Source organism: Streptomyces sp. KLMMK, from assembly GCF_036961605.1.
Taxonomy (GTDB): Bacteria; Actinomycetota; Actinomycetes; order Streptomycetales; family Streptomycetaceae; genus Streptomyces; species Streptomyces telluris.
Window position 1 is genome coordinate 1 of record NZ_JBAMDC010000075.1, and the last position, 22,356, is coordinate 22,356.

Sequence of the window (22,356 nt, forward strand, 5' to 3'; positions counted from 1 at the left end):
CCGGCGGCCTGGCGCATCCGGTGGGCGAGGGCGAGCAGCCCGTCGTCGCCGGCCCGTACGCCCGCCTCGGCGGCCCGGCGCAGCTCCGCGAGGCGCTTCTCGACGGCGCCGAAGCGGCCGGTGTCGAAGAGCTTGCCGAGGAGCTCGCCGCGGGCGGCGTCCTTGGCGCCGAGGAAGCGGGCGAACTCGCCCTGGGGCAGCAGGACGACCTGGCAGAACTGTTCCCGGCTCATGCCGAGCAGCTGCTTGATCTCCTCGCCGATCTCCTGGTGGGAGCGGCTGAGGCCCTCCCACGCCCCGGAGCGGTGCTCGCGCAGCTCGCTCGCGGCCCGTTCCTTGGTGAAGCCGGTGCCCTTCTTCTTGCGGCGCAGCTGCTCGGGGCGGCGGGTGATCTCCAGCCGGCGTCCGCCGACGGTGAGGTCGAGCACGACCTGGGTGAGGGTGCCGTCGGCGGCGTGGTCGCTGCGCAGGACGGGGGCGCCGCTGCCCTGGCGGGTGCCGGGCACCTCGTTGTAGAGGGCGTAGCAGACCGCGTCGAGGACGGAGGTCTTGCCCGCTCCGGTGGGGCCGTGGAAGAGGAAGAGGCCGTCGGCGGAGAGCGCGTCGAAGTCGATGTGCTGGGTGCCGCCGAAGGGGCCGAAGGCGGTGACGGTCAGCCGGTGCAGCCTCATCGGGCTCCCGCTTCCTCGCCGGCCTCGGCCAGCCGTACGTGGTCGAGGGCGTCGGTGAGGATCCTGCGTTCGGCGTCGTCGGGTCCCAGGCCGTCGCGGACGTGGGCCACGAAGTCCTCGGCGATCTCCTGGTCGGTGCGGTCGCGCAGGCGCCGCGCGTAGGAGGCGAGGGGGTCCTGGGGGGTTCGTTCGGGGTCGAGGACGAGGCTGAGCACGTGGGGGAAGCGGGCGGCGAGCCGGGCCATGGGTTCGTCCGGGCGGTGGGGGTCGGTGAGGGTGGCCTCGACCCACGCGTCCTCGTGGCGGGCGAGCCGCGGGTCCTGCAGCAGGTCGTCGAGGCGGCCGCGGATGCGGGCGAGCGGGCGCGGCACCGGGCAGTCGAGCCGTTCGGCGGTCACGGCTCCGGCGGCGTCCAGGTCGATCAGCCACATGGACTTGCGGTGATCGGTCTCGGAGAAGGAGTAGGCGAGCGGCGAGCCGGAGTAGCGGACGCGCTCGGTGATGGTCTGGCAGCCGTGCAGGTGGCCGAGGGCGGCGTAGTCGACGCCGTCGAAGACGGCGGCGGGGACCTGGGCGACGCCGCCGACGGTGATGTCGCGCTCGCTGTCGCTGGTGGTGCCGCCGGTGACGAAGGCGTGCGCGAGGACGACGGAGCGGGTGCCGGCGGGCCGCGCGGCGAGGTCGGCGCGGACGCGGGCCATGGCGGCCTCCAGCACGGCCGTGTGTCCGGCGCGCTCGGCGCCCAGCTGCTCGCGGACGAGGGCGGGTTCCAGGTAGGGCAGGCCGTAGAAGGCGACGTCGCCGTGGGTGTCGGTGAGGACGACGGGGGTGGCGCAGCCGGCGGGGTCGGTGCGCAGGTGGATGCCGGCCCGGTCGAGGAGGCCCGCGCCCACGCCCAGGCGGCGGGAGGAGTCGTGGTTGCCGGAGATCATGACGGTGGGCACGCCGAGGTCCGCGAGGCGGTGCAGCGCCTCGTCGAAGAGGGCGACGGCGCCGAGCGGGGGGACCGCCCGGTCGTAGACGTCGCCCGCGACGAGCACCACGTCGACCCGCTCGTCCCGGACGGTGCGGACGAGGTGGCCGATGAAGTCGCGCTGGGCGTCCAGCAGGTTCACCCGGTGAAACGAGCGGCCCAGGTGCCAGTCGGACGTATGCAGGATCCTCACGGGCCCCAAGTGTTCCATCTGCGGGCGGGTGGCGGGGCATGGCCCCGATGGGTGAACCGGGCGGGCGGGCGCGGCAACCCGCTGAAAGGATCCGGAAATATGCGACTTATACGAAACGGCTTCGGACGGCGGCGGCACGGCGGTGCCCGCAGCTCCATACCCCGCCGCACCCCGCGCCCCCTCACCCTGGTGCTGATCGCAGTCCTGCTGCTCGCCGTCGGAGCCGCGTGCGCGTCCCGGAACGGCTCACTGCCCGGCACCGGGGACGGCCAGAACGCGGCCGGCCTCGGGCAGCGGCCGGGCCACCCCCACCAGCAGGCACGGGAGCAGCCGCCACCGGTGCCGAAGGCGAAACTGACCCCCGAGCAGCGGCTCTCCGCCGCACAGCGCTGGGGCCTGGACCAGGCGCCGCTCGTCGCACCGCCCCCGCCGAAGGAGAAGCCGGAGCTGTCCACGCCGGAGTGGGCGGACAAGGGGTCGGGGCTGATCCCCGCGCCCGCCTCCGTGCCGACCACCGAGAAGATCGCCTTCCTGACGATCGACGACGGCGCGGCGAAGGACCGGGAGTTCCTGGACATGGTGCGGGAGCTGCAGGTGCCGGTGTCCGCCTTCCTCACCGACGAGTCCGCGGCCGAGGACTACGGCTACTTCCGCGACCTGCACGCCCTCGGCGTCTCCATCCAGAACCACACGCTGCGCCACCCGCAGCTGAACCACGTCTCCGAGGAGGAGAAGTACACCGAGATCTGCGGCCAGCAGGAGATCCTGGAGCGTGAGATAGGCGTCACACCGACGCTCTTCCGCCCGCCGTTCGGCGACTTCGACGCCGACACCCTGGCCGTCGCCGAGGACTGCGGGATCCAGGCCGCGCCCCTGTGGAACGAGGAGGCCTTCGCGGACCGGATCGACTTCCGCCACGACGACCAGCAGTTCCACCCCGGCGACATCATCCTGACCCACTTCAACGGGCCGAGGGCCTGGGGCGGCACCATGTGCGACATGCTGCGGACGGTGCTGCGCAAGCTCACGGAGCAGGGCTACGCACTGGCGCGGCTGGAGGACTACGCCTGATGCGGCCGGGCGGCGGGAACGGGCGGGCCGGCCGGGGCTCCCGGCGGGCGGGCCGGCCGGGAGCCCCGGTCCGGGAAGGGGCGGGGCTCAGGCGTCCCCGTAGGCCTCCCCGCCCAGTTCGAGGCGGGCGGCGCCGGCGGTGGTGTCGGCGAGCCAGGCGCGGAAGCCCTCGACGTCCGCTTCGGGCAGTCCCACCTCGATGCGGACCTCCGCGCCGTAGCTCACTTCGCGCACGGCCCGCCCCGTCGCCCGCAGGTCGTTCTCCAGCTTGCCGGCGCGCTGGTGGTCGACGGTCACTGACGCCAGCCGGAAGCGCTGCCGGGTGACGGTCCCGAGCACGTCCAGGGCCTCGCCGACCACACCCCCGTACGCGCGGATCAGGCCGCCCGCGCCGAGCTTGACGCCGCCGAAGTAGCGGGTGACGACGGCCACGGCGTAGCGGACCTCGCGGCGGAGCAGCATCTGCAGCATGGGCACGCCCGCGGTGCCGCCCGGCTCGCCGTCGTCGCTCGCCTTCTGCACGGAGCCGTCGGCGCCCAGCACGTAGGCGAAGCAGTGGTGGCGGGCGGCGGGGTGCTCCTTGCGGATGCGCGCGATGAACGCCTGCGCCTCCTCCTCGGTGGCGGCTGGCGCGAGCGCGCAGAGGAAGCGCGACTTGCTGATCTCGATCTCGTGCACGCCCTCGCGCGCGACCGTCCGGTACTGCTCCGTCATCCCGCCAGCCTATGCGCCGCCCCGGGAATGGCGTCGGGGGGATGATCGTTGAGCGGGCATGTACGCAGAACCGGGGATCATCCGGAAGATCATCGAGGAGACCGGCGACACGTGGGCGCTGGTCGGACTGTCGTCCAACACGCGTCGGGCGGCCTACGGCGTGGCCGAGGTGCTGCGGCGCCACGGCAAGCGCGTGGTGCCGGTGCATCCCAAGGCCGAGACGGTGCACGGCGAGCAGGGCTACGCCTCCCTGGCGGAGATCCCCTTCGAGGTCGACGTGGTGGACGTCTTCGTCAACAGCGACCTCGCGGGCCCGGTCGCGGACGAGGCCGTCGCGATCGGCGCGAAGGCGGTCTGGTTCCAGCTGGGCGTCGTCGACGAGGATGCCTACGAGCGGACGCGCGCGGCGGGCCTGGACATGGTGATGGACCGGTGCCCGGCCATCGAACTGGACTCGATGCGGCTGCGCGCCGCCCGCGGGGCGCGCTTGGCGGAGGAGCCGCTCTCCTGACGGGCGGGGCCGGCTCCGCGGGCGCCCGCCGCCTCGCCCGGGCCGTGCGCTAGCGTCACTTCGTGATCAAGATGCGGGCGGCGGTCCCCGGGGACGCCGCGGAAGTGGTCCGCCTCCGCAGGCTGATGTTCGCCGCGATGAACGGCGACGACGCCCGGGGCGCCGGGGACGGCTGGGAGCGCACGGCGGAGGAGCAGGTCCGTCGGCAGCTCGCGGCACGGCCGCGCCTGCTCGGGGCGTTCGTCGTGGACGGCGACCCGGCGCAGGGCGGGCCGCCGCACCTGGCCGCGTGCGCCGTGGGCCGGGTGGAGGAGCGGCTGGCCGCGCCCGGGCACCCGCACGGGCGCTTCGGCTTCGTCTTCACCGTGTCCACCGACGAGCGCTACCGGGGCCGGGGCTTCGCACGGGCGGCGACGGAGGCGCTGCTGGACTGGTTCGCCGGGCAGGGCGTCACGCGCGTCGACCTGCACGCCACGCCGGACGCCGAACACCTCTACCGGAGCCTGGGGTTCGCCGAGCACTCGGTCGCGCTGTCGATGGACGTGTCGTCGCGGGTGACGCGGGCCTGACGGGGCGCCCGCGGGAGGTCAGTAGGAGGTCGGCGACAGGTCAGTGGGCAGGCGGCACGACAACGGCCATGGTCATCTCGACCGCCTGCTCGCCGTCGTTGCGATAGGTGTGGGGCACGTTCGCCTCGAACGTCGCGGAGGCGCCGGCGGGCACGGTGAACTCCTCCCCGTCCACCACGAGGCTGAGCTCGCCCGCGGTGACCGTGAGCAGTTCGAGCGTGCCGGCCGGGTGCGGGTCGGAGGCGCTGACGTCGCCGGGGGCGATGCGCCAGTCCCACAGCTCGACGGGCCCGGGGCCCTGGGCCCCGACGAGCAGGGTGGTGCGGCTGCCCGCCTCCGTCGACCACATCCGCACCGTCTGCTCCTTGGGCACCAGCTGGACGCGGGTGCTCTGCTCCTGGTCGAGGAGCGTGGTGATGCTGACGCCGAGCGCGTCGGCGAGCTTGACGGTCGTCCCGACGCTGGGGTTCGTGCGGGCCTGCTCGATCTGGATGATCATGCCGCGGCTGACCCCGGAGCGGGCCGCCAGTGCGTCGAGGGTGAGATGGCGCTCGCCGCGCCAGCGCTTGAGGTTGCGGGCGAGCGACTGGGTGAGCCGGTCGAGGTCCGTAGCCATCTCTATCGGTCTCTCTCCATCGTCGGTCGCATATATTAAATACAGAAGTCGAAGATATTGAACTACGGTGTGCTGCACTGCACTGTTCACCACACTGTACTGCGAGGTGTTCCATGACGGCGGTCTTCGCCCTGACCACGAGCTTCCTGTGGGGGCTGGCCGACTTCGGCGGCGGACTGCTGACCCGGCGCATCCCCGCCCTGACCGTCGTCCTGGTGTCGCAACTGCTGGCCGTGGGCGCCCTGGGGACGATCGTCGTCGCCACCGGCGGCTGGTCGGAGGCCGGCCCGCAGCTCTGGTACGCGGCCGCCGCCGGCGTCGTGGGCCCTGCGGCCATGCTCGCCTTCTACAAGGCACTGGCCCTCGGCCCGATGGGCGTGGTCTCACCGCTGGGCGCACTCGGCGGCGTCGCGGTGCCGCTGGGCGTCGGGCTCGTCCTGGGCGAGCGGCCCGGGATCCTGCAGTTCGCGGGCATCGCCGTGGCCGTCGCCGGTGTGGTCCTGGCCAGCGGCCCGAGCAAGGGCGGCGCCCCCGTACAGCGCCAGACCCTGATCCTCACGCTCATCGCCGCCTTCGGCTTCGGCTCGGTGATGGCCCTGATCGCCGAAGCCTCGCACAACCTGACCGGGCTGTTCCTCGCCCTGTTCGTCCAGCGCGTGTGCAACGTGGCGGTGGGCGCGGGCACGCTCTACGCCTCCGTGCGCCGCGGCAACGCCGCCCTGCCCGAAGGCGGCTGGAGCACCATCCGCCCGGCCCTGCCCGCCCTCGCCTTCGTCGGCCTCGCCGACGTCGCCGCCAACGGCACCTACTCCATCGCCGCGAACAACGGCCCCGTCACCGTGGCCGCCGTCCTCGCCTCGCTCTACCCCGTGGTCACCGCCCTCGCCGCACGCGGCATCCTGAGCGAACGGCTGCGCACGGTCCAGGCGGCGGGCGCGGGCCTGGCCCTCGTCGGCACCGTCCTGCTGGCCACGGGCTGAGGCGTACGACAGCCAGTCCGCCGAATATCCCGTGCCGTGCCGTCGGCGGAGGTGCAGACTCGCCCCATGGCGGACATGCGGGCGTTCCAGGACGCGGTGAGGGGCTGGGCTAGCGGCGGGGCCGGGGGGCCGGCGAGTGAGCTGGCCGAGCTGCTGGGAGTGCGGACAGCGGTGCTGCTGGAAGGGCCGAGCGACCTCGCGGCCGTCGAGGCGCTGGCCGCGCGGCGCGGCCGGGACCTCGCCGCCGAGGGGGTGTGCGTCGTGTCGATGGGCGGGGCGATGAGCGTCGGCCGCTACGCCGGTCTCCTCGGGCCGCCCGGCCTCGGCCTGCGCCTGGCGGGGCTGTGCGACGAGGGCGAGCAGCGCTTCTACGACCGCGGCCTGCAGCGGGCCCGGGCACCGCATCAAGGCTTCTTCGTCTGCGTGTCGGACCTGGAGGACGAGCTCATCCGCGCGCTGGGCACGGCAAGGGCCGAGGAGATCGTCCGGGCCGAGAGCGACCTCCGCGCCTGGCATACCTTCCTGCGGCAGCCCGCCCACCACGGCCGGCCCCGGCAGCAGCAGCTGCGGCGCTTCCTCGGGACGACGAAAGGCCGCAAGATCCGCTACGGCCGCCTCCTCGTCGAGGCCCTCGACCCCGAACGGGTACCGGCCCCGCTCGACGGTCTCCTCGCAAGCCTGTGACCGGCGCGCGGGAGCAGTGACCGCTGCCCGGCAGCAGTGCCCGGCGGCAGTGCCCGCCCGCGGCTCAGAGCGTGAGCACGGGCCGGGTGGAGAAGTCCTCGCAGAGGTCTTCCCCGTCCGGGCCGTACACGAATTCGGCCGTGAAAGGGTTGCGGTTGGAGGTGGCGAGGGGCAGCCACGCGAGGACGTGGCCGTAGCCGCCGCACGCCGACTCGCCACCGTCTCCGCCGTGGACCGCGGTCGTGTCGCTCGTCAGCTCCGTGCGGTAGGTGTCGTAGGCGATGCGCAGGCCGAAGGCGTTCAGCCGGTTCTGCGGACCGGCACCGTCCCCGTACGGGATCCGGTCGAGGGGGCAGTCGTCGCCCCACCGGAAGAGGGTGTCCACGCCGACTCCGCATGCGTGCTCCCACTCGTCGGAGCTCGGCATCCGCAGGCCACGAGCCGCGAGGGCGGCGGGCGTGTCCGCGGGCGGCTCGGTCAGGTTCTCGTCCTCCACGGCCATGAGCACCGTGCGCAGGACCATGCTCCGGCGCGGGCTGAGCACCTCGGCGAGATGGGCCCGCAGATCGGGGCCGTGGCCGAAGCCCTGATCCAGGCTCTCCGCGTAGTCGGCGGCCTGCTCGGGCGTCGGCTGCCAGGCGGCGAGGTCGAATCCGAGTGTCACTGCGCCGCCGGGTATCAGGGCGAATTCCTGTCCCTTCCGCTCGATGCGGGCGCGGTGCAGCGGGGCGCCGAGGTGCTCAATGGTCTCCATGCCGCTCACGCGGCCGTCCACCGACTCCGCTGCTGCCTGGGCGACACGACGTGCAGCAGGCAGCTCGAAGGACCGCCACTCGGCAAGACTGAGATCAGCGAGAGACATGGCCGCAGTGTTGCACGCAGGTCTGACATGGCCCGCCGCCGACCGAGGTCGGAGCGATCAGGGCGATCAACGATCAGCGATCGGGAGGGGAGGGGCGGCGGACGGTGTAGAGCTCGTCCTCGTCCCAGTCGCCGACAACCGGATCCTGGTGCACGGTGCCCGCGTGCCCGGCCGGCAGCACGCACTCCGCCTCGTACCCCTCGTCGTCGAAGAACTGCGTGGATGCATGGCATTTCTGCATGGCCATGCCCCTCCGTTCTGACTGCGGCTGCGGCTTGGGCTGTCGCGCCGACGCGACCTCCGCACCGGCGTGCCGTTCCCACATTCCGGTGGTCCGAGGGTAGCTCCGGGCGCGGGCGGCGGATCCTGGGCCGCGACCCACGCGGTCTCAACAGCCTGAACGCTGTACGGGGTGCAGGTGCGGCGGCGGAGGCGTTGCGCTGCAAACGCCGTCCTCGTCAGCTTGTGCCGGGCAGAGCGTTTTCGATGAGGACCTCTGCCGCTGCCCGCGCATGTCGTCCGTAGTCCGCGTCACCCAGCACCATGGCGCGGCTGGCCGCGCCGTCCGCGAGGGTTACCAATTGCTCGGCGAGCGCGGCGGGATCGCGGCAGCCCAGTTCCGTCACCAAGGCAGTGACCAGTCGCACCATCAGCAGTTTCTGTTCGCGGGCGTAGGAGTGGACCGCGCTCTGCGGGTCGGGGAACTCGGCGGCGGCGTCGATGAACGGGCATCCGCGCACCGGAGCCGCGTCCGCCGCAGGCTGGTCGAAGAGTCCGAGGATCCGTGCTCGCGCCGGGACGTCCTCGCGAGTCAGCGCGCTCTCCAGGGTCCGCCCCGTCGAGGCGAGGTCTTGCAGATGGGCGATGACCAGGTCGCTCTTGGTCCGGAAGTGCGCGTAGAGAGTGCGCTTGGACACCGGTGCCTGCTCTGCGACCTGTTCCATGCCGGTCGCGTTGATCCCCTGAGAGGCGAACAGTTGAGCGGCGGCAGCCAGGATGCGTTCGCGTCCTCCGCGCCCCTGCCGTCGAGACGCCGTAGTCACCGTAGCCATGGGGGAAGTATACGTTCTCGTTTACTTAAGCAGGGCGGCTTGTTAGGGTCCTCTCCAGGTAAACGCAATCGTTTACCTACGAGTCCTTGAGGAGTGCTGCGTGAGCGGACTGGTCCCCACCGAGCTGAGCGAATACGCGGAGAAACTGATACGCGGCCGCCGCGCCACGCGCGCGTTCCGCCCGGAAGCCGTGCCCGAGGACACCATGCGCGCGATCTTCTCCCTGGCCGGCGCCGCGCCGTCCAACTCCAACGCGCAACCGTGGCGGGCCGAGGTCGTCGGCGGCGCCAGGCGCGAACGCCTGGCGGACGCCTTGCAGGCGGCCCACGCCCGACAGCGCACCTCGGCCGACTTCCCGTACTCCGAGGGCATGTACGCACCCGTCCACCAGGAACGGCGGGCGGCGTTCGGCGCCGGCCTGTACGGAGCCCTGGGCATCGGCCCTGACGACCACTCGGCACGCTCGGCCTACGACGCGGAGAGCCTGCGCTTCTACGGCGCGCCACATGCTGCTTTCCTGTTCGTCACCGGCGACGGCGAGGCACGGCTGGCCGCCGACGTCGGCGCCTACATGCAGACGCTGCTCCTGGCCATGACCGCATACGGCGTCGACAGCTGCCCGCAGGGCCTGCTCAGCTTCTACGCCGACACCGTCCGGTCCGAACTCGGCGTCACCGAGGGAAAGCTGCTCGTGGGCATCTCCTTCGGCTACGCGGACGCGAGCGCGCCGGTGAACCGAGTCACGACCGGGCGCGCCCCCCTCGAAACAACCACCGCCTTCCACGTCTAGGTCGCCGAACTCAGCCCCAAGCGCCCCGACGCGCCCTCCGTCGCCCTGGACGCCACGCGCCACCCCGGGCCCGCCGCCTACGAGGACGAGGTGCGCACCCGAGAGCAGCAACTCCACGCGTACCGCAAGAAACTGGAGCGCGACATCGACCGCTCCCACAGGCAGTCCCGACACTTTGAGCACCCGCACGGCCGCGACAACCGACTGCGGCCGGTCGGCCGACCGCCAACCGGATCGGCGCCGCCGGCCTGAAGGAAGCCCTCGCCGACGTCCACGCCCGAGCTGGTGACCGCCGCACCTGCTCTCGCCGAAGCACGCCGCCACGCTGGGTCGGTACGGCGGGCGTGGACGCGGCAGCGACTTCCACAAGCCGCGTGTGGCCACGGCCTCCGCTTCGGCTCTTGCCCGTTGTTCTGGCGGCCAACGATCCAGCTACCAGCTACCTCATGTAGTGGTGGACAACGAAAGGTGCCCCTTCGCAGGACGCTCCGAGATCGTGCAGATCTACGTTTCGTTTCCCATGAGCGGCCGTCTTCGGTCCGTCGGAGCGGCGGTGTACTGGTGCGTGAGGAAGAGGCCAACGCCTTCACGCTTGATGTCGGCCCCTACAGCGACTTCGACGCGGACCAGGAGCAGCATGCTCTGAGGCGGCCGGTGGTCGCATGGCCGGCGGCCATCGCCTCCAGACGGCCTGGCACTGACACAGCGCCGGGGGCCGGACATCGTCGGCCTACCGCAACTCGTTGTCCTCCAGGTACGCGCACCCCTCGGTCTGCCCCGCCAGCACTCCGAGGGCGGCCGCGATGAGAACCGAGGGCTCGTGCCGGCCGTCGGCCATCACTTGGTCTGGTGCCCACCAGCGGACATCAAGGACCTCGTCTTCCTGTCGGCGGATGCTGCGGAACTGGTCCGCGGGGACGTTCATGGCGAACACGAAGTGCAGGGAGTCCCGCGTGCGCTGCAGTGGCCCGAACCAGGTGCCGGGACGTGCGTGGCGGACTACCAGGAGCCGACCGGCCTCTCCGCGCAGTCCGGTCTCCTCGAGGACCTCCCGTACCGCTGCCTCCCGGAGCGTTTCCCCTTTCTCCACCCTGCCTCCGGGCAGGGTCCACAGCTCCGAGCGGGCATGGTGCACGAGGAGCACATGGCCGTCCTGCCGCCGGATCAGCCCCCAGGCACCCGCGCCGAAACGCATCCGATCGTCCACCACGCTCACCGAGCGCCATCCCCCCTGTCGCCAGGACCCGCCCGTCGCGTCCTGCTGCCGCAGATCATGAAACGCCCCGCCCCTCGGTATGCCGCCGATGCCCCTGCCTGCCCGAATCCACCGCGCGCAATGGCTGAGAAGACGCTGTTGCCGGGAGAGCGGGAGCCGCCCCCGCTTTGCGCGCCGGCGCCGAACTGGCGGCCTGGACGGGCGGCTTGTCAAAGGCGTGCGCGTGCCTTCCATGTATCGATTTGTCGCTGTTGGTGTGCGTTAATACGGTCGCCGGCCTTTTTCGCCGCTCGGAGGAGCTGGCGCACGGTCTCGCGCATCGGCTCCCGCGGCTGGTTGTCTCTGCGTCGCTGGAGAGAGGTGAGCAGAGTGTGCACGCGAGCAACTGCTTCAGCTGCTCGCCGCTCCCGGTTCGCCTCCCGTCTGGCCGCCTCCTGCATCAGCCTGTGGTCGACCAGCTGCTGAGCGGCCGCGCCGGCGATGACCTCCTCCGCATGCGTACGGTCCTGGCCGGCCGCCGCGTTGGCACGTGGCAGGAGCTCGCAGACCTGCACGGCGTTTCCCGCGGCGACGGCTTCCTCCAGGCGGGAGAACAGCTCGCGCCGCGCCTGAGCCTGCGTCTGAAGCCAGTGCTGCGCGTCCGAGACTGCGGCCGTCAGCTGCGCCTGCGTGTACTCGTCCACGCCGGTCACAGCGGCGATCTCGCCACACACCCGGGTCACGACGACGACGGAGTTCACCTTGCGGGCATGGGCAAGCCTGCGCAGCAGCATCTGCGCTCGCGCCTGGGCGTCGGGGGCCTTCCTGGTCCGTTGCTGCGACCACAGGGAGACGGGACGGGTGCTGCGGGAGCAGATGATCCGTTCGACCGCCGGGGTCGACAGCCCGCGCTCGGTCACTTCGCAGTCGTCCAGAGCGAACCACTCGATGGGCCGGGCGAACGCCTCCGTGCCGATCCGGACCCGGCGGGTCGTCCCCTCACTGTCCAGGCGGATGCGGTGTACGTACCAGCGGCGGATCAGCGTGTCCCGGTCCACCGGCACCGACACCCCCAGCACCGGCTCCACACCGTCCTCGTCCCACACCGGCTCTACCGCCTGGTCCAGGTGCACGCGCAGGCCACCGTGCTGGGAGACGATGTCCACCACCGAGTCGATCGGTATTCCGTCCGGCTGAGCGAGGTCGACGTCGGCTCGTTCGCCCCGGCCCTGGAGCCAGGCCGCGGCCGCGGACTTCACGTACAGGTGGTCGGCGCTGGACACGCCCCGGGCTCGGCGACCGCAGATGTGGGGTTGCCCGTCCGGGCCCGGGTGGTGGGCGAAGTGACAGACCCGGTCGGTGTAGAGCTTCGTGGTCAGCTGAGCGCCGCATCCGCCGAGCAGCAGACCGCACCAGAACGTGTCGTCCTCGTGCCGACGACGGAAGGCGTCCGGGGCATTGACCAAGCGTTCCATCGAATTGTTCACGCCGTTGTACGCAGCGGCAACGGGCTGCGGGACGACGGCCTGTGTCCCGGCCCGTCGAGCGGCCTGCTCGGCACGGGCACGGCGGAGCGCGGCTTGGCGGCGGCGCTGTGCGCGGACCGCGTCGATCGGGGCCGGTTCTGTGGGCCAGGTGTGCTGTGCCGGCTTGGGCAGGCGGAACATCAGAGCGCGGTGGCCGGCCCGGTCGACCCCGGGTCCTCCCCGGCCGTCTCCAACGTGGTTCCCAGGTCCGTAAGGGGGCTTGGACGGGGCACCGGCACACGGCGCGCCGGAGTGCGAGCGGCTCTCGTACCGGCGGCCGTGCGGCAGGTCCTGGGCCCGGACCGGCCGCGCCGGTTTGGGCCCAGGAGGGTTTCAGCCTGTTCGCCGGTGTCTGGGCAGCAGGAGCATGAGAGCCCACATCGCCAGCAGGGCGCCGATGACATAGCAGATGGTCCCGGTGAACGCCGTGGTGACGGTGGCCCCCCGGCTGCCGGCCGGACAGCGGGCGAAGAACACCACGGAGGTCAGTGCCGTACCCAGAGCGATCCCGAGCTGGGTCGAGGTGTTGAACACCCCGGATGCGGAGCCGGCGGAGCCGTGGTCGGCCTGCCCCAATGTCATCTCGGCCAGGGCTGCCCCGATCAGTCCGAGACCGAGTCCGACCACCAGCATCGGAGCAACGGTCCACACCAACGGCAGACTTGTGCCCTGGTCAGCGATCAGCCACGCATAGCCGCCCAGCGCGGCAGCGGCCAGCAAAGCCCCGGCCTGCGGAGCACGTCGCCCCTGACAGGCGGCGAGGCTCATCGTCAGCCAGGCACCGGCCATTTCTCCCAGGGAGGCCATCACGAAGCCCAGCGCCGCCTGACTGGGAGACAGGGCGAGGCCGTCCTGCATGAACAAGGTCCACGACAGGAAAAACACGCCCGACAGCAATCCGAAGACGAGCTGTACGGCCAGACCACCGCAGAAGGCCCTGCTCCTGAACAGTGCCGGCACGACCAGTGGGGCGGCGCCCCGCGCGCTTCTGGCCCTTTGCTGGAGCACGAAGACGGCCAGGGCCGCCAGGCCCGCTGCCGGCATGAACAGGCTCCAGGCGGGCCAGTGGTGTTCCGCGCCGACCGTCAGCGGATAGGCGATCAGCAACAGGCCCAGGCTGGACAGAACCATGCCCAGGGGGTCGAGGCGCCGGGCGTCGCGCTCCCGGGACTCGGGGATGCAGCGCAGGCCGAGGAGCACGGCCGCCAGGCCGATGGGCAGGTTGATCAGAAAGATCGGCCGCCAGCCGAGGCCGAAGAGATCGGCGCCGGTGATGACGCCTCCCAGGACCGGTCCCAGGACGCTGCCCAGCGACATGACCGTGCCGTACAGGCCGAACGCCCTGGCCCTGGAGCCCTTGTCGAAGGTGACGTGCAAGGTCGCCAGGACCTGCGGAACCATCGCCGCCGCGGCTCCGCCCTGGACGATGCGGGCCGCGATCAGCAGGGCCGGTTTGCCGGCGAGACCGCAGACCGCGGATGCCGCGGTGAAGGCGCCGGTTCCCAGCAGGAAGACCCGCTTGCGGCCGTAGAGGTCGCCCAGGCGGCCGCCGGTGATCAGTCCGAGGGCGAAGGTCAGCGAGTAGGCAGCGTGGATCCACTGCACCGCGGCGCTGGAGGCGCCGATGCCGTCCCGGACCGACGGAAGTGCGGTATCGACGATCGAGCCGTCGAGCGCGTTCATCAGCTCGGCGGCCAGCACCACGATCAAGGTGAGGGTGCGGGCCCGGCCCGGCCCGGCGGCGGGGCGTGGCCGGACGGAGGGAGAAGTGTCGGTAGACACGGAGACGAAGATTCCTGTCCGCGTAGAGGAGGAAAAAGGGCAGGCCTGGGCATGCCCGTACGCCTACAGCGCGACAGGAGCGAAAGGTATGACGAAGCCCAGGCCATCTGGTACACCGCCGCCGAGGCACACGTCAGCAGCCCGCCACGGCGGACAACCGGAAAGAGCCTCAAAACGAGCGGCTACAGGGCCTGGGAGATACGTCATCACCTCAAAACACATCGTCGGGCCCCCGAACGGGCACGACAGAGCTGCAACAGGCTAGGAGGCCCCGGGACAGCCCTGCAACCGAATATTCAGCTCATGACGGGTGACCTCCGCTGCCTCGGCGGCTACTCGCTCCCGTCGGCCGACCGGTGCCACCGCGCGCTCCCGGTTCCCGATCCGGGAGCCGAACAGCAACCGGGGGTCCTCGTCCGCGTCGAGGTCGTCCTCCTCCCAGGACACCTCGGACCATGCCTGGATGGTGTCCCGGATCCACTGCCCCAGGTTCCACCGCTCCGTTGCCGGATGGGAGAGGTACAGGTGGCCGTTGATCTTGATCGGAGTGTAGGCGTCGACGAGGGCCCGGTAGTCGCACGGCAACTGCATGCCGAGGTCGGCGTGGAGCCGGTCCCAGGCGGACGGGTCTGCGTAGCGGTTCCGGGCTGGTCCGAGCATCGCCACGGTGGCGGCCAGGTAGTCGGTCATGGGGTGCCTCGTTGGTAGTGCTGGTACTCAGCGGTCGGGCAGGGTCGCGTGGGCCGTCCGGATTACGGTACGGATCAGGCCCGCCGGGGCTCCGGCCGGTCAGGTCGCCAGCCTGCGGCAGCAGATCAGCGCCGCAGCGATCCCGGCGAAGGCCAGGAAGTGTTCGGCCTTGTGTTCGTAGCGGTGGTGCAGGCGGCGGCACCCGGCCGGCCATGCGACGGTGCGCTCCACGGTCCACCGGTGGCAGCCCAGTTACTGGGAGGACTCGATGCCTCTGCGGGCGATGCGCGGCACGATGTTCAGGGTGCGGAACCAGATACGCAGGTGGTCGTAGTCGTAGCCCTGGTCGGCGTGGAGCTTGGCGGGCCGCCGCCGGCGGGGTCCGCGCCGGGAGCGGATCGGCGGGATGCCCCGCGCCAGGGGTTCCAGTCCCTGGCTGCCGTGGGTGTTCGCGACGGAGAACGCAACGGAGAGGGCGCTCTACACGCCTGTGGGAGGCCGCCCTCACCGACCTCGCTGCCGGCATCTTCGCCCAAGAGCGCCTCGCCGACGCAGCCGACGGCCCCTTTGACCCAAGGCGCAGCTGGTCATCCGGCTCCCCAACGGAATCCAGGGCATGCAGCACGTGCGCTTCATCGGAGCAGACGGACCACGCTGGTACCTGCAAGGAGCAATCGGCGCCCGACGGGTTGAGCGACCTGGAGGTCAAGCCCCGCCAGGTTCACTTCCTGCTGTCGCGGTAGGCAGGAAGGGCCGTGTCCGCGGACGGCCGGGGGGACGTGCCGGCAGCCCCCGCTACGCCCCGTCCGGTGACGGCGGCAGGTCGGCGAGGGCCTTGAGTTGGTCCGCTGTCATTTCCGAGGGGATCGGGACCGGGGGCGCCGATCGCAGGGGCGGGACCCAGCCCGTTTCCGGCTGCCAGCGGCGGACGATCTTCGCCGGGGCGCCTGCGACCACCGCGTGGTCCGGGATCTCGCCGCGGACGACGGAGCCCGCGGCGACCACCACGTTCCGGCCGAGGCGGGCGCCGGGGAGGATCACCGCGCCGGTGCCCAGCCAGCTGCCGGAGCCTATGGTCACGGGTGCGCTGCGCGGCCACTGGCGGCCTATGGGCTGGTGGGGGTCGTCGTAGGAGTGGTTGTCGCTGGTGATGTAGACGTACGGGCCGCAGAAGACGTCGTCGCCGAAGGTCACGGGCTGGGAGGCGACGACGTGGCTGCCCCGGCCGAGGACCACGCCGTTGCCGAGGCGCAGGACGGGGTCGGGGCCGAGGTCGAGGTCCGGCATCATGCCGGCGGTGAGCGTGACCTGCTCGCCGATGATGCAGTGGTCACCGAGCTCGATCCAGCGCTCGCCGAAGACCGTGCCGAGGGGGAAGGCGAGCCGGGTCGCCGGGCCGATGCGGCGGAAGCGGTACGGGCCCGGCCGCTCGGCGGTCACCGCGCCGGCCTGCTGGATCCACCGCCAGCCGCGGTGGACCGCGCTGGACGCGGCACGACGCCCCCACGCCCGCAGGGCGGTGGAGGCGTCGGAAGAGAACGTGTTCCGGTTCTTCGGCACCCGGTCACGGTAGTCGGCCGGGTGCCGGCCGGCCGCCGGGATGACCTGTGATCTTCACCCCACCGGCCGGCCGGACGGATCACCCTTCGAGGGCCGCCCGGACCTCGCTGCGCAGCAGCTCGACATAGTCGCGCGTCCAGCCTTCGACGGTCTCCCGGTCCCACAGGTCGGACGAGTACTCGACCATCCCCGCAAGGACGTCGCCCGCCGGGACGAGCCCGAAGGTGAGCTCCGCCCGGGAGGCCGCGGGCGCGAGGTCCTCCACGGCCGCGGTCAGCCCCGGCATCCGGATGTCGGTCTCCAGCGAGCTCTGGTACGCGAAGCCCACGGCGAGCCGGTCCGGCATGTCCACGCCCTCCCGCTGCATCAGGGGGGCGAGGCGCCGCGGCGGCAGGAGCTCGTCGATGCACTCCACGGACGTACGGGCGACCCGGTCCGTCAGCGCCGCGAACGACGCCGCCTCGCCGTCGCGCACCCGCAGCGCGAACCCGGAGGTCGTACAGGCCATGAGCGACTCGAACTCGCGCCGCTCCCGGTTGGCGTAGGAGATGCTGAGGACGACGTCGGACTGGCCGGCCTTGCGGGCCATCAGCCGGCCCAGCGCCGCCACGGTGACCGCGAAGGGCGTGGTGCCGCGGCCGCGCGCCAGGCGTTCCACGTCCGCGCGCACGCCGGCGGGCACCGTGAACATCACGGCGCCGCCCCGCCCGCTCGCCTTCTCCGGTCGCGGCCGGTCCAGCGGGAGGCCGACGCCGAACGGCACGCCGTCCAGCTCCCGCCGCCAGAACTTCAGCTTGCGCTCGTCGGCGGCCGGGTCGGCGTGCTCGCGCTGCCAGCGCGCGTACGCGCCCGGCTGCAGCGGCTCGGGCTCCAGCCCGTCGGGCAGGCCCTTCGCGGCGGCGCCGTAGAGCGCGGCCAGCTCCTTCAGCAGCAGGCTGACGGCCCACCCGTCGCACACGGCGTGGTGCAGGACGAACAGCAGCACCCAGGTGCGCTCCCCCGTCCGCAGCAGGCGCAGCCGCGGTCCCGCTCCGACGGCGAGGTCGAAGGGGGCCTCGGCGGCCTCGGCGGCGATCCGCTCCGCCTCCGCCTCGCGCTCCCCCGCGGGCAGCCCGCTCAGGTCCTCGACGGGCAGGCCGACAGGCCCGGCGGGCAGCATCTCCTGCTGCCAGTCGTCGTCGCCCGCCGCGACGATACGGGTGCGCAGACCCTCGTGCCGGGCGACGAGCCGGGTCAGGGCGGTGCGCAGCGCGGCCACGTCCAGGTCGCCGGTGAAGGTCAGGCGCATGGCGACGTTGAACACCTGCGGGAGGGGATGGCCGAGCTGGCCCGTGACGAAGCGGATCTGCTGCTCGGTGGCGGGGGCCCGGTGCTCCACGGCGTCACCGAAGACCACGCCCTCCGGATCCGGCGACGACGCGGCCAGGAAGGCGGCCATCGCCCGCAGGGTCGGCTCCTCGTAGAAGCGCACCATCGGGTACTCGGTGCCGAACTCCTCGCGGGCCCGGTTGACCAGCCTGATCGCGGTGATCGAGTGGCCGCCGAGGCCGAAGAACGACGCGTCCGGGGCGATGGCGTCGGCGTCCGTACCGAACTCCGCCGCCCACAGGGCGCGCAGACGGCGCTCGACGTCCTTCCGGGGTTCGGCGGACCCGGCAGCCGGGCCGACAGGTACGCCAGGTACATCAGGTACGTCAGGTACGACGGGCGCAGCCGGTGCCGCCGTGACGAGGTCCGGCGCCGGCAGCCCCGCGCGGTCCAGCTTGCCCGCCGCCGTCACCGGCAGCGCGGCCAGGACCGTCCAGGCGCGCGGCACGAGGTACTCGGGCAGGCGCTCGGCCAGGGCGTCGGCCATGAGGTCGGCGAACGCCTGCCGGTCGTCGGCGCCGTCGCCGACCGGGTCGGCGGGGACGGCGAAGGCGGCGAGGTACGCCTCGCCCCGGCCGTTGCGGCGCGCCAGGACGACGGCCTCGCGCACCCCGTCCAGGGCGTTGAGCGCCCGGGAGACCTCCTCCGGCTCGACGCGGTAGCCGCGGATCTTGACCTGGTCGTCGGTGCGGCCGCGGAACTGCAGCCTGCCGTCGGCGGTCCAGCGCACGAGGTCGCCCGTGCGGTAGAGCCGGGCGTCCGGGCCGGTCTCGGGGTCGGCCTCCGGGTCGGGCAGGAAGCGTCCTGCGGATGCCTCGGGCCGGTGCAGGTAGCCACGGGCCACGCCGGGTCCGCCGACGTACAGCTCCCCCACCGCGCCGACCGGGACCGGCGCGCCGGACTCGTCCAGGACGCGCAGGCGCACATTGTCGACAGGGCGGCCGATGGCGATCTCCTCGCCCGCGCCGCCGGACTGCGGGCCGGGGTCGACCGTCTCGACGGTGCAGAGCACGGTGACCTCGGTGGGCCCGTAGACGTTGACGACCTCGTACGGCGTGCCGGGGCGCGGCCGGGCGCGCATGACGTCGCCGCCCAGGAGCAGGTGGCGCAGCGGCGGCTGGTCGCCCGGCGCGAGCTGCAGCACGGTCTCGCCGAGGGCCGTCGGCAGGATGGTGAAGGTGACGCCCTGGGCGGCGTACCAGCGGGCGAGCGCGAACGGGTCCTTGCGAACGGCGTCGCCGGCGACGGTGACCGAGGCCCCCGCGGTCAGCGCCGGCCAGATCTCCATGACGGAGGCGTCGAAGCTCTGGCTGCAGACGACGGCGCTGCGGTCCGCGACGGTGAAGCCGAAGCGGCGGTGCTGCCACGCGCACAGGTCGGTGACGGCGCTGTGCGGCACGGCGACGCCCTTGGGTGTGCCGGTGCTGCCCGAGGTGTAGATGACGTAGCAGAGGGACTCGCCGTCCGTGGCGGGCGCCGCAGGTGCCGTGCCGGTCGCGGTGCCGGTCGCGGTGCCCGCCGGGACGTCGTCGGGGGTGACGACGGCGACGCCGGCCGGAAGGCGGAGGTCCGCGGCCCGGTCGTGCGGGGACACCAGGGTGCGGGCGCCGGACTCGGCGAGCACCGTCTCGGCGCGGTAGCGGCCGAGTGCGGGGTCCAGGGGCACGTACGCGCGGCCGGACTTGAGCGCCGCGAGCATGGCGACGACGAGGTCGGCGGAGCGCGGCAGCCACAGGGCGACAGGGGCGCCGTCGCCGCCCCGCTCCCGCAGCACGGCGGCAAGCCTCTCGGCCCGCTCCTCCAGCTGACGGTAAGTCAGGACCGTGTCGCCGTCGATCACGGCGGTGGCGCCGGGCGCCGCCGCGGCCTGCCGGGCGACCAGCTCGTGGACGGTCACGGCCTCCGCGGGCCGCACCGGGCCGTTCTGCCAGGCGGCCGGTACGGGGTCGCCGGCGGCGGCCGTCGCGACGAGCCGGGACAGCGGGGCCTCCGGCGTCTCCACGGCGGCGGCGAGCAGGTCCCGGAAGGTGCCGAAGAACCGCTCGACGGTTTCCGGGTCGAACAGGTCGGTGTTGTACTCCAGGTGGCAGCGGATGCCCTGCGGCTGGTCCGTGAAGTAGACGGTGAAGTCCGTCAGGGCCTTGTCCGGGCCCGCGTCCAGCGGCGTGGCGCGCACCCCGGGCAGCTCGAAGCGGAACGGCTCGCTGCTCTGGAACTCGGCGAGCACCTGGAAGACGGGAGTGCGGTCCAGGACGCGCGCCGGGGAGAGCTCGCGCACCACGGCCTCGAAGGGCACGCCCGCGTGGTCGTACGCGTCGAGGGCGCGGCCGCGCACCCGGTCCAGCAGCGCCGCGAAGGACGGGTCGCCGGAGAGGTCGAAGCGCAGGGCCAGGGTGTTGACGAAGAACCCGAGCAGCTCCTCGGCCCGCTGCGGCCGGTCGGAGATCGGGGTGCCGATGACGATGTCGTCCTGCCCGGTGACCCGGTGCAGCATGGCCGCGTAACCGGCGAGCAGGGTCATGAACAGGGTGCCGCGGCGGGCCCGGCTCAGCTCCCGCAGCCGCGTGGAGAGCTCCGGGTCCAGGGTGCGGAAGACGGCCCGGCCGTTGGAGGTCATCACCGCCGGGCGCGGCCGGTCGGTGGGCAGGTTCAGGGCGGGCAGGTCGCCGCCGAGCGTCTCGCGCCAGTAGGCCAGGTCCGCGGCGGCCTCCGGCCCCTCCAGGGCGGCGGCCTGCTCGCGGGCGTGCTCGGCGTAGCTCCACGTCAACTCGGGCAGGCCGAGCTCGGTGCCGTCGCGCCAGGCCCGGTAGAGGGCGGACAGGTCCCGGGTCAGGACGGTCGCGGAGGCCGCGTCGACCACGATGTGGTGGAGGGACAGCACGAGGACGTGCGCGTCGTCGGCGAGCTTCACCAGCCGCGTGACGAACAGGGGCCCCTCAGCGAGGTCGAAGCGGCGGGCGCTCTCGGCCGCCAGGACCTCCTGCACAGTTGCCTCACCGCGCCCCGTGCCGTCCACGACGGCGAAGTCGGGCTCGGCGGGGGCCCGTACGACCTGGCGCGGCTCGTTGCCGGTCTCCCGGAAGACGGTGCGCAGACCTTCGTGACGCGCCACCAGGCCGCGCAGCGCGGCGCGCAGGGCCGCCACGTCGAGGGGGCCGTCGAGGCGGATCGCCTTGGTCTCGTTGTAGGCGGTGCGGCCCGGCAGCATGCGCTCCAGGAACCAGATCCGCTGCTGGCCCGGCGAGAGCGGGGCGTCCGCGGAGGCGGGGGCGAGGGCGGGGGCAGGAACGGGAGTGGGCGCTGGGGCGGGCGCGGGGGTGAGGAGTGCGGCGGGCACGAGCGCCGGGGCCGGGGCATCGGTCCCGGCCTTGGTCGCAGCCGGGGCCGGGGCCTGGGCCTGGCGGTGGCGGCGACGCAGCGCGTCGATGTGGGTGAGGCTCGCGCGCAGCTCGTCCGGCGCGACGCCGAAGTCCACGAGCGAGACGATCTCGTCGGCACCGGCCGCGGTCACCGTGTGCACCACGGGCGAGACGCTGTCGACCGTGCCGATCAGCGCCCGCTGGTCGCAGTAACGGTCGTACGCGCGGCGGAACACCACGTCGAGGTCGTCCTCGCTGAGCGAGGAGAGGTCCACATTGTGCCCGAGGCTGTTGGTGACGCCGCCGAACAGCGAAAGGGACGCCCGCATGTAGCGCGACAGGGGTTCGTACGCCTCGGCCCGCGCGACGTCGTGACGGCCGGCGAGGTAGGTGTGCATCAGGACGGCCACGCGCCCGGCGGCCGGGTCCAGGCCGTGCTGCTCGCGGGTGCGGCGGTACAGCGCGACGTTCTCCGCGAGCTGTTCGACGCTCTGCGTCATCAGGTTGGTGACGACGCCGAGGTCGTGGCGGGCCGCCAGCTCGAACGAGGCCGGATTGCCGACCACGGCGGTGTACATGGGCGGGGCGTCCTGAACGGGCCGCGGGAAGAGCCGCACGTCGGCCTCGCCGTCACCGGTGGCCCGGCGCAGCGCCTCGCCCCGCCAGAACCGCCGCACCTGCTCCAGCTGCTCGTACATCGCCTGCTTGTGCCGGCCGAAGCGCTCGGGGAAGAAGACGAAGTCGTTGGCGTGCCAGCCGCTGGCGATGCCGATGCCGACGCGGCCCCCGGAGAGGTTGTCCACCATCGACCACTCCTCCGCGACCCGGATCGGGTCGTGGATCGGCAGGACGACGGACCCGGCGTTGAGCCGGATGCGCGAGGTCTCCCGGGACAGGGCGGCGGCGAGCACGGCGGGGTTGGGAAAGAGCCCGCCGAAGGAGTGGAAGTGCCGCTCGGGCATCCACAGTGCGTGGAACCCGTTCCGGTCCGCGAACCGCGCGGTCTCCAGGAGCAGCTCGTACTTGCCCGCGCGGGACGCGGCGCCGGCGTCCTGCGGGTAGTCGCCGAAGAAGTAGACGCTGAAGTCCGGGGTACGGGGCTTTGTCTGCGGCACGGCCGGGGCGGGGGTCGCCTGCGGAGCGGCCGGTACGGGGCTCTCCTGCGGGACGGCCGGTGCGGGGGTTGCCTG

The 22,356-nt window shown here is 72.7% G+C and carries 19 protein-coding genes and 1 pseudogene; 6 read left to right on the forward strand and 14 right to left on the reverse strand.

Annotated features, from left to right (window positions below; genetic code table 11):
- On the reverse strand, window positions 1-671 hold a 671-nt coding region (locus tag V7793_RS14490; protein WP_336006656.1), incomplete at its 3' end, for an AAA family ATPase.
- Window positions 668-1,837: an exonuclease SbcCD subunit D gene (locus tag V7793_RS14495; RefSeq protein WP_336006657.1), complete on the reverse strand. Its 1,170-nt coding sequence runs from the start codon at window positions 1,835-1,837 to the stop codon at window positions 668-670. The genes V7793_RS14495 and V7793_RS14490, both read right to left, overlap by 4 nt.
- Window positions 1,838-1,936: 99 nt before the next feature.
- Here V7793_RS14495 and V7793_RS14500 point away from each other — a divergent pair, with 99 nt between their 5' ends.
- Window positions 1,937-2,908: a polysaccharide deacetylase family protein gene (locus V7793_RS14500; RefSeq protein ID WP_336006658.1), complete on the forward strand. Its 972-nt coding sequence runs from the start codon at window positions 1,937-1,939 to the stop codon at window positions 2,906-2,908.
- 87 nt (window positions 2,909-2,995) lie between these two features.
- Here V7793_RS14500 and V7793_RS14505 read toward each other — a convergent pair whose 3' ends face one another.
- Entirely contained in the window at window positions 2,996-3,622 is a 627-nt protein-coding gene (locus V7793_RS14505) for a YigZ family protein (RefSeq protein ID WP_336006659.1), read from the reverse strand.
- Between the two features lie 58 nt (window positions 3,623-3,680).
- Here V7793_RS14505 and V7793_RS14510 point away from each other — a divergent pair, with 58 nt between their 5' ends.
- Entirely contained in the window at window positions 3,681-4,133 is a 453-nt protein-coding gene (locus tag V7793_RS14510) for a CoA-binding protein (protein WP_336006660.1), read from the forward strand.
- A 71-nt stretch (window positions 4,134-4,204) separates the two neighbouring features.
- The gene (locus tag V7793_RS14515; RefSeq protein ID WP_443057909.1) at window positions 4,205-4,702 is read left to right on the forward strand and encodes a GNAT family N-acetyltransferase; all 498 of its coding nucleotides are present in this window, start codon (window positions 4,205-4,207) and stop codon (window positions 4,700-4,702) included.
- 40 nt (window positions 4,703-4,742) lie between these two features.
- On the opposite strand, the gene V7793_RS14520 is transcribed toward V7793_RS14515, so the two are convergent.
- Window positions 4,743-5,318, reverse strand: a complete 576-nt coding sequence (locus V7793_RS14520; protein WP_336006662.1) for a helix-turn-helix domain-containing protein — start codon at window positions 5,316-5,318, stop codon at window positions 4,743-4,745.
- A gap of 113 nt (window positions 5,319-5,431) precedes the next feature.
- Here V7793_RS14520 and V7793_RS14525 point away from each other — a divergent pair, with 113 nt between their 5' ends.
- A complete protein-coding gene (locus V7793_RS14525) occupies window positions 5,432-6,298 on the forward strand; it encodes a DMT family transporter (protein ID WP_336006663.1) in 867 nt (288 codons plus the stop codon).
- Between the two features lie 66 nt (window positions 6,299-6,364).
- Complete coding sequence (locus V7793_RS14530; RefSeq protein ID WP_336006664.1) at window positions 6,365-6,982, forward strand: TOPRIM nucleotidyl transferase/hydrolase domain-containing protein; 618 nt, start codon at window positions 6,365-6,367, stop codon at window positions 6,980-6,982.
- Between the two features lie 64 nt (window positions 6,983-7,046).
- Here the strand turns inward: V7793_RS14530 and V7793_RS14535 are convergent, their stop codons facing one another.
- The 3 genes from V7793_RS14535 to V7793_RS14545 all read right to left on the reverse strand — a co-directional run bounded on the left by V7793_RS14535 (window position 7,047) and on the right by V7793_RS14545 (window position 8,896).
- Window positions 7,047-7,844: a hypothetical protein gene (locus V7793_RS14535; protein WP_336006665.1), complete on the reverse strand. Its 798-nt coding sequence runs from the start codon at window positions 7,842-7,844 to the stop codon at window positions 7,047-7,049.
- Window positions 7,845-7,917: 73 nt separating this feature from the next.
- On the reverse strand, window positions 7,918-8,091 hold the full coding sequence (locus V7793_RS14540) for a hypothetical protein (protein WP_336006666.1): 174 nt from the start codon (window positions 8,089-8,091) through the stop codon (window positions 7,918-7,920).
- 211 nt (window positions 8,092-8,302) lie between these two features.
- Entirely contained in the window at window positions 8,303-8,896 is a 594-nt protein-coding gene (locus V7793_RS14545) for a TetR/AcrR family transcriptional regulator (RefSeq protein WP_336006667.1), read from the reverse strand.
- A 100-nt stretch (window positions 8,897-8,996) separates the two neighbouring features.
- On the opposite strand from V7793_RS14545, the gene V7793_RS14550 reads away from it, so the two are divergent.
- Window positions 8,997-9,686, forward strand: a complete 690-nt coding sequence (locus tag V7793_RS14550; protein WP_336006668.1) for a nitroreductase — start codon at window positions 8,997-8,999, stop codon at window positions 9,684-9,686.
- A gap of 730 nt (window positions 9,687-10,416) precedes the next feature.
- Here the strand turns inward: V7793_RS14550 and V7793_RS14555 are convergent.
- The 7 genes and pseudogenes from V7793_RS14555 to V7793_RS14585 all read right to left on the reverse strand — a co-directional run bounded on the left by V7793_RS14555 (window position 10,417) and on the right by V7793_RS14585 (window position 22,281).
- Window positions 10,417-10,902 carry an NUDIX hydrolase gene (locus tag V7793_RS14555; RefSeq protein WP_336006669.1) on the reverse strand — a complete coding sequence of 162 codons (486 nt, stop codon included), beginning with the start codon at window positions 10,900-10,902 and terminating at the stop codon, window positions 10,417-10,419.
- A 209-nt stretch (window positions 10,903-11,111) separates the two neighbouring features.
- Window positions 11,112-12,548 carry a hypothetical protein gene (locus tag V7793_RS14560; RefSeq protein WP_336006670.1) on the reverse strand — a complete coding sequence of 479 codons (1,437 nt, stop codon included), beginning with the start codon at window positions 12,546-12,548 and terminating at the stop codon, window positions 11,112-11,114.
- A gap of 192 nt (window positions 12,549-12,740) precedes the next feature.
- Window positions 12,741-14,111, reverse strand: a complete 1,371-nt coding sequence (locus V7793_RS14565) for an MFS transporter (RefSeq protein ID WP_336006671.1) — start codon at window positions 14,109-14,111, stop codon at window positions 12,741-12,743.
- A gap of 339 nt (window positions 14,112-14,450) precedes the next feature.
- A complete protein-coding gene (locus tag V7793_RS14570; protein ID WP_336006672.1) occupies window positions 14,451-14,879 on the reverse strand; it encodes a hypothetical protein in 429 nt (142 codons plus the stop codon).
- 99 nt (window positions 14,880-14,978) lie between these two features.
- Window positions 14,979-15,353 (reverse strand): annotated as a pseudogene (locus tag V7793_RS14575) (transposase); the annotation flags it as partial.
- A gap of 321 nt (window positions 15,354-15,674) precedes the next feature.
- Window positions 15,675-16,439: an acyltransferase gene (locus V7793_RS14580; RefSeq protein WP_336006673.1), complete on the reverse strand. Its 765-nt coding sequence runs from the start codon at window positions 16,437-16,439 to the stop codon at window positions 15,675-15,677.
- A 79-nt stretch (window positions 16,440-16,518) separates the two neighbouring features.
- The gene (locus V7793_RS14585; RefSeq protein ID WP_443057908.1) at window positions 16,519-22,281 is read right to left on the reverse strand and encodes a MupA/Atu3671 family FMN-dependent luciferase-like monooxygenase; all 5,763 of its coding nucleotides are present in this window, start codon (window positions 22,279-22,281) and stop codon (window positions 16,519-16,521) included.
- Window positions 22,282-22,356: the final 75 nt, after the last annotated feature.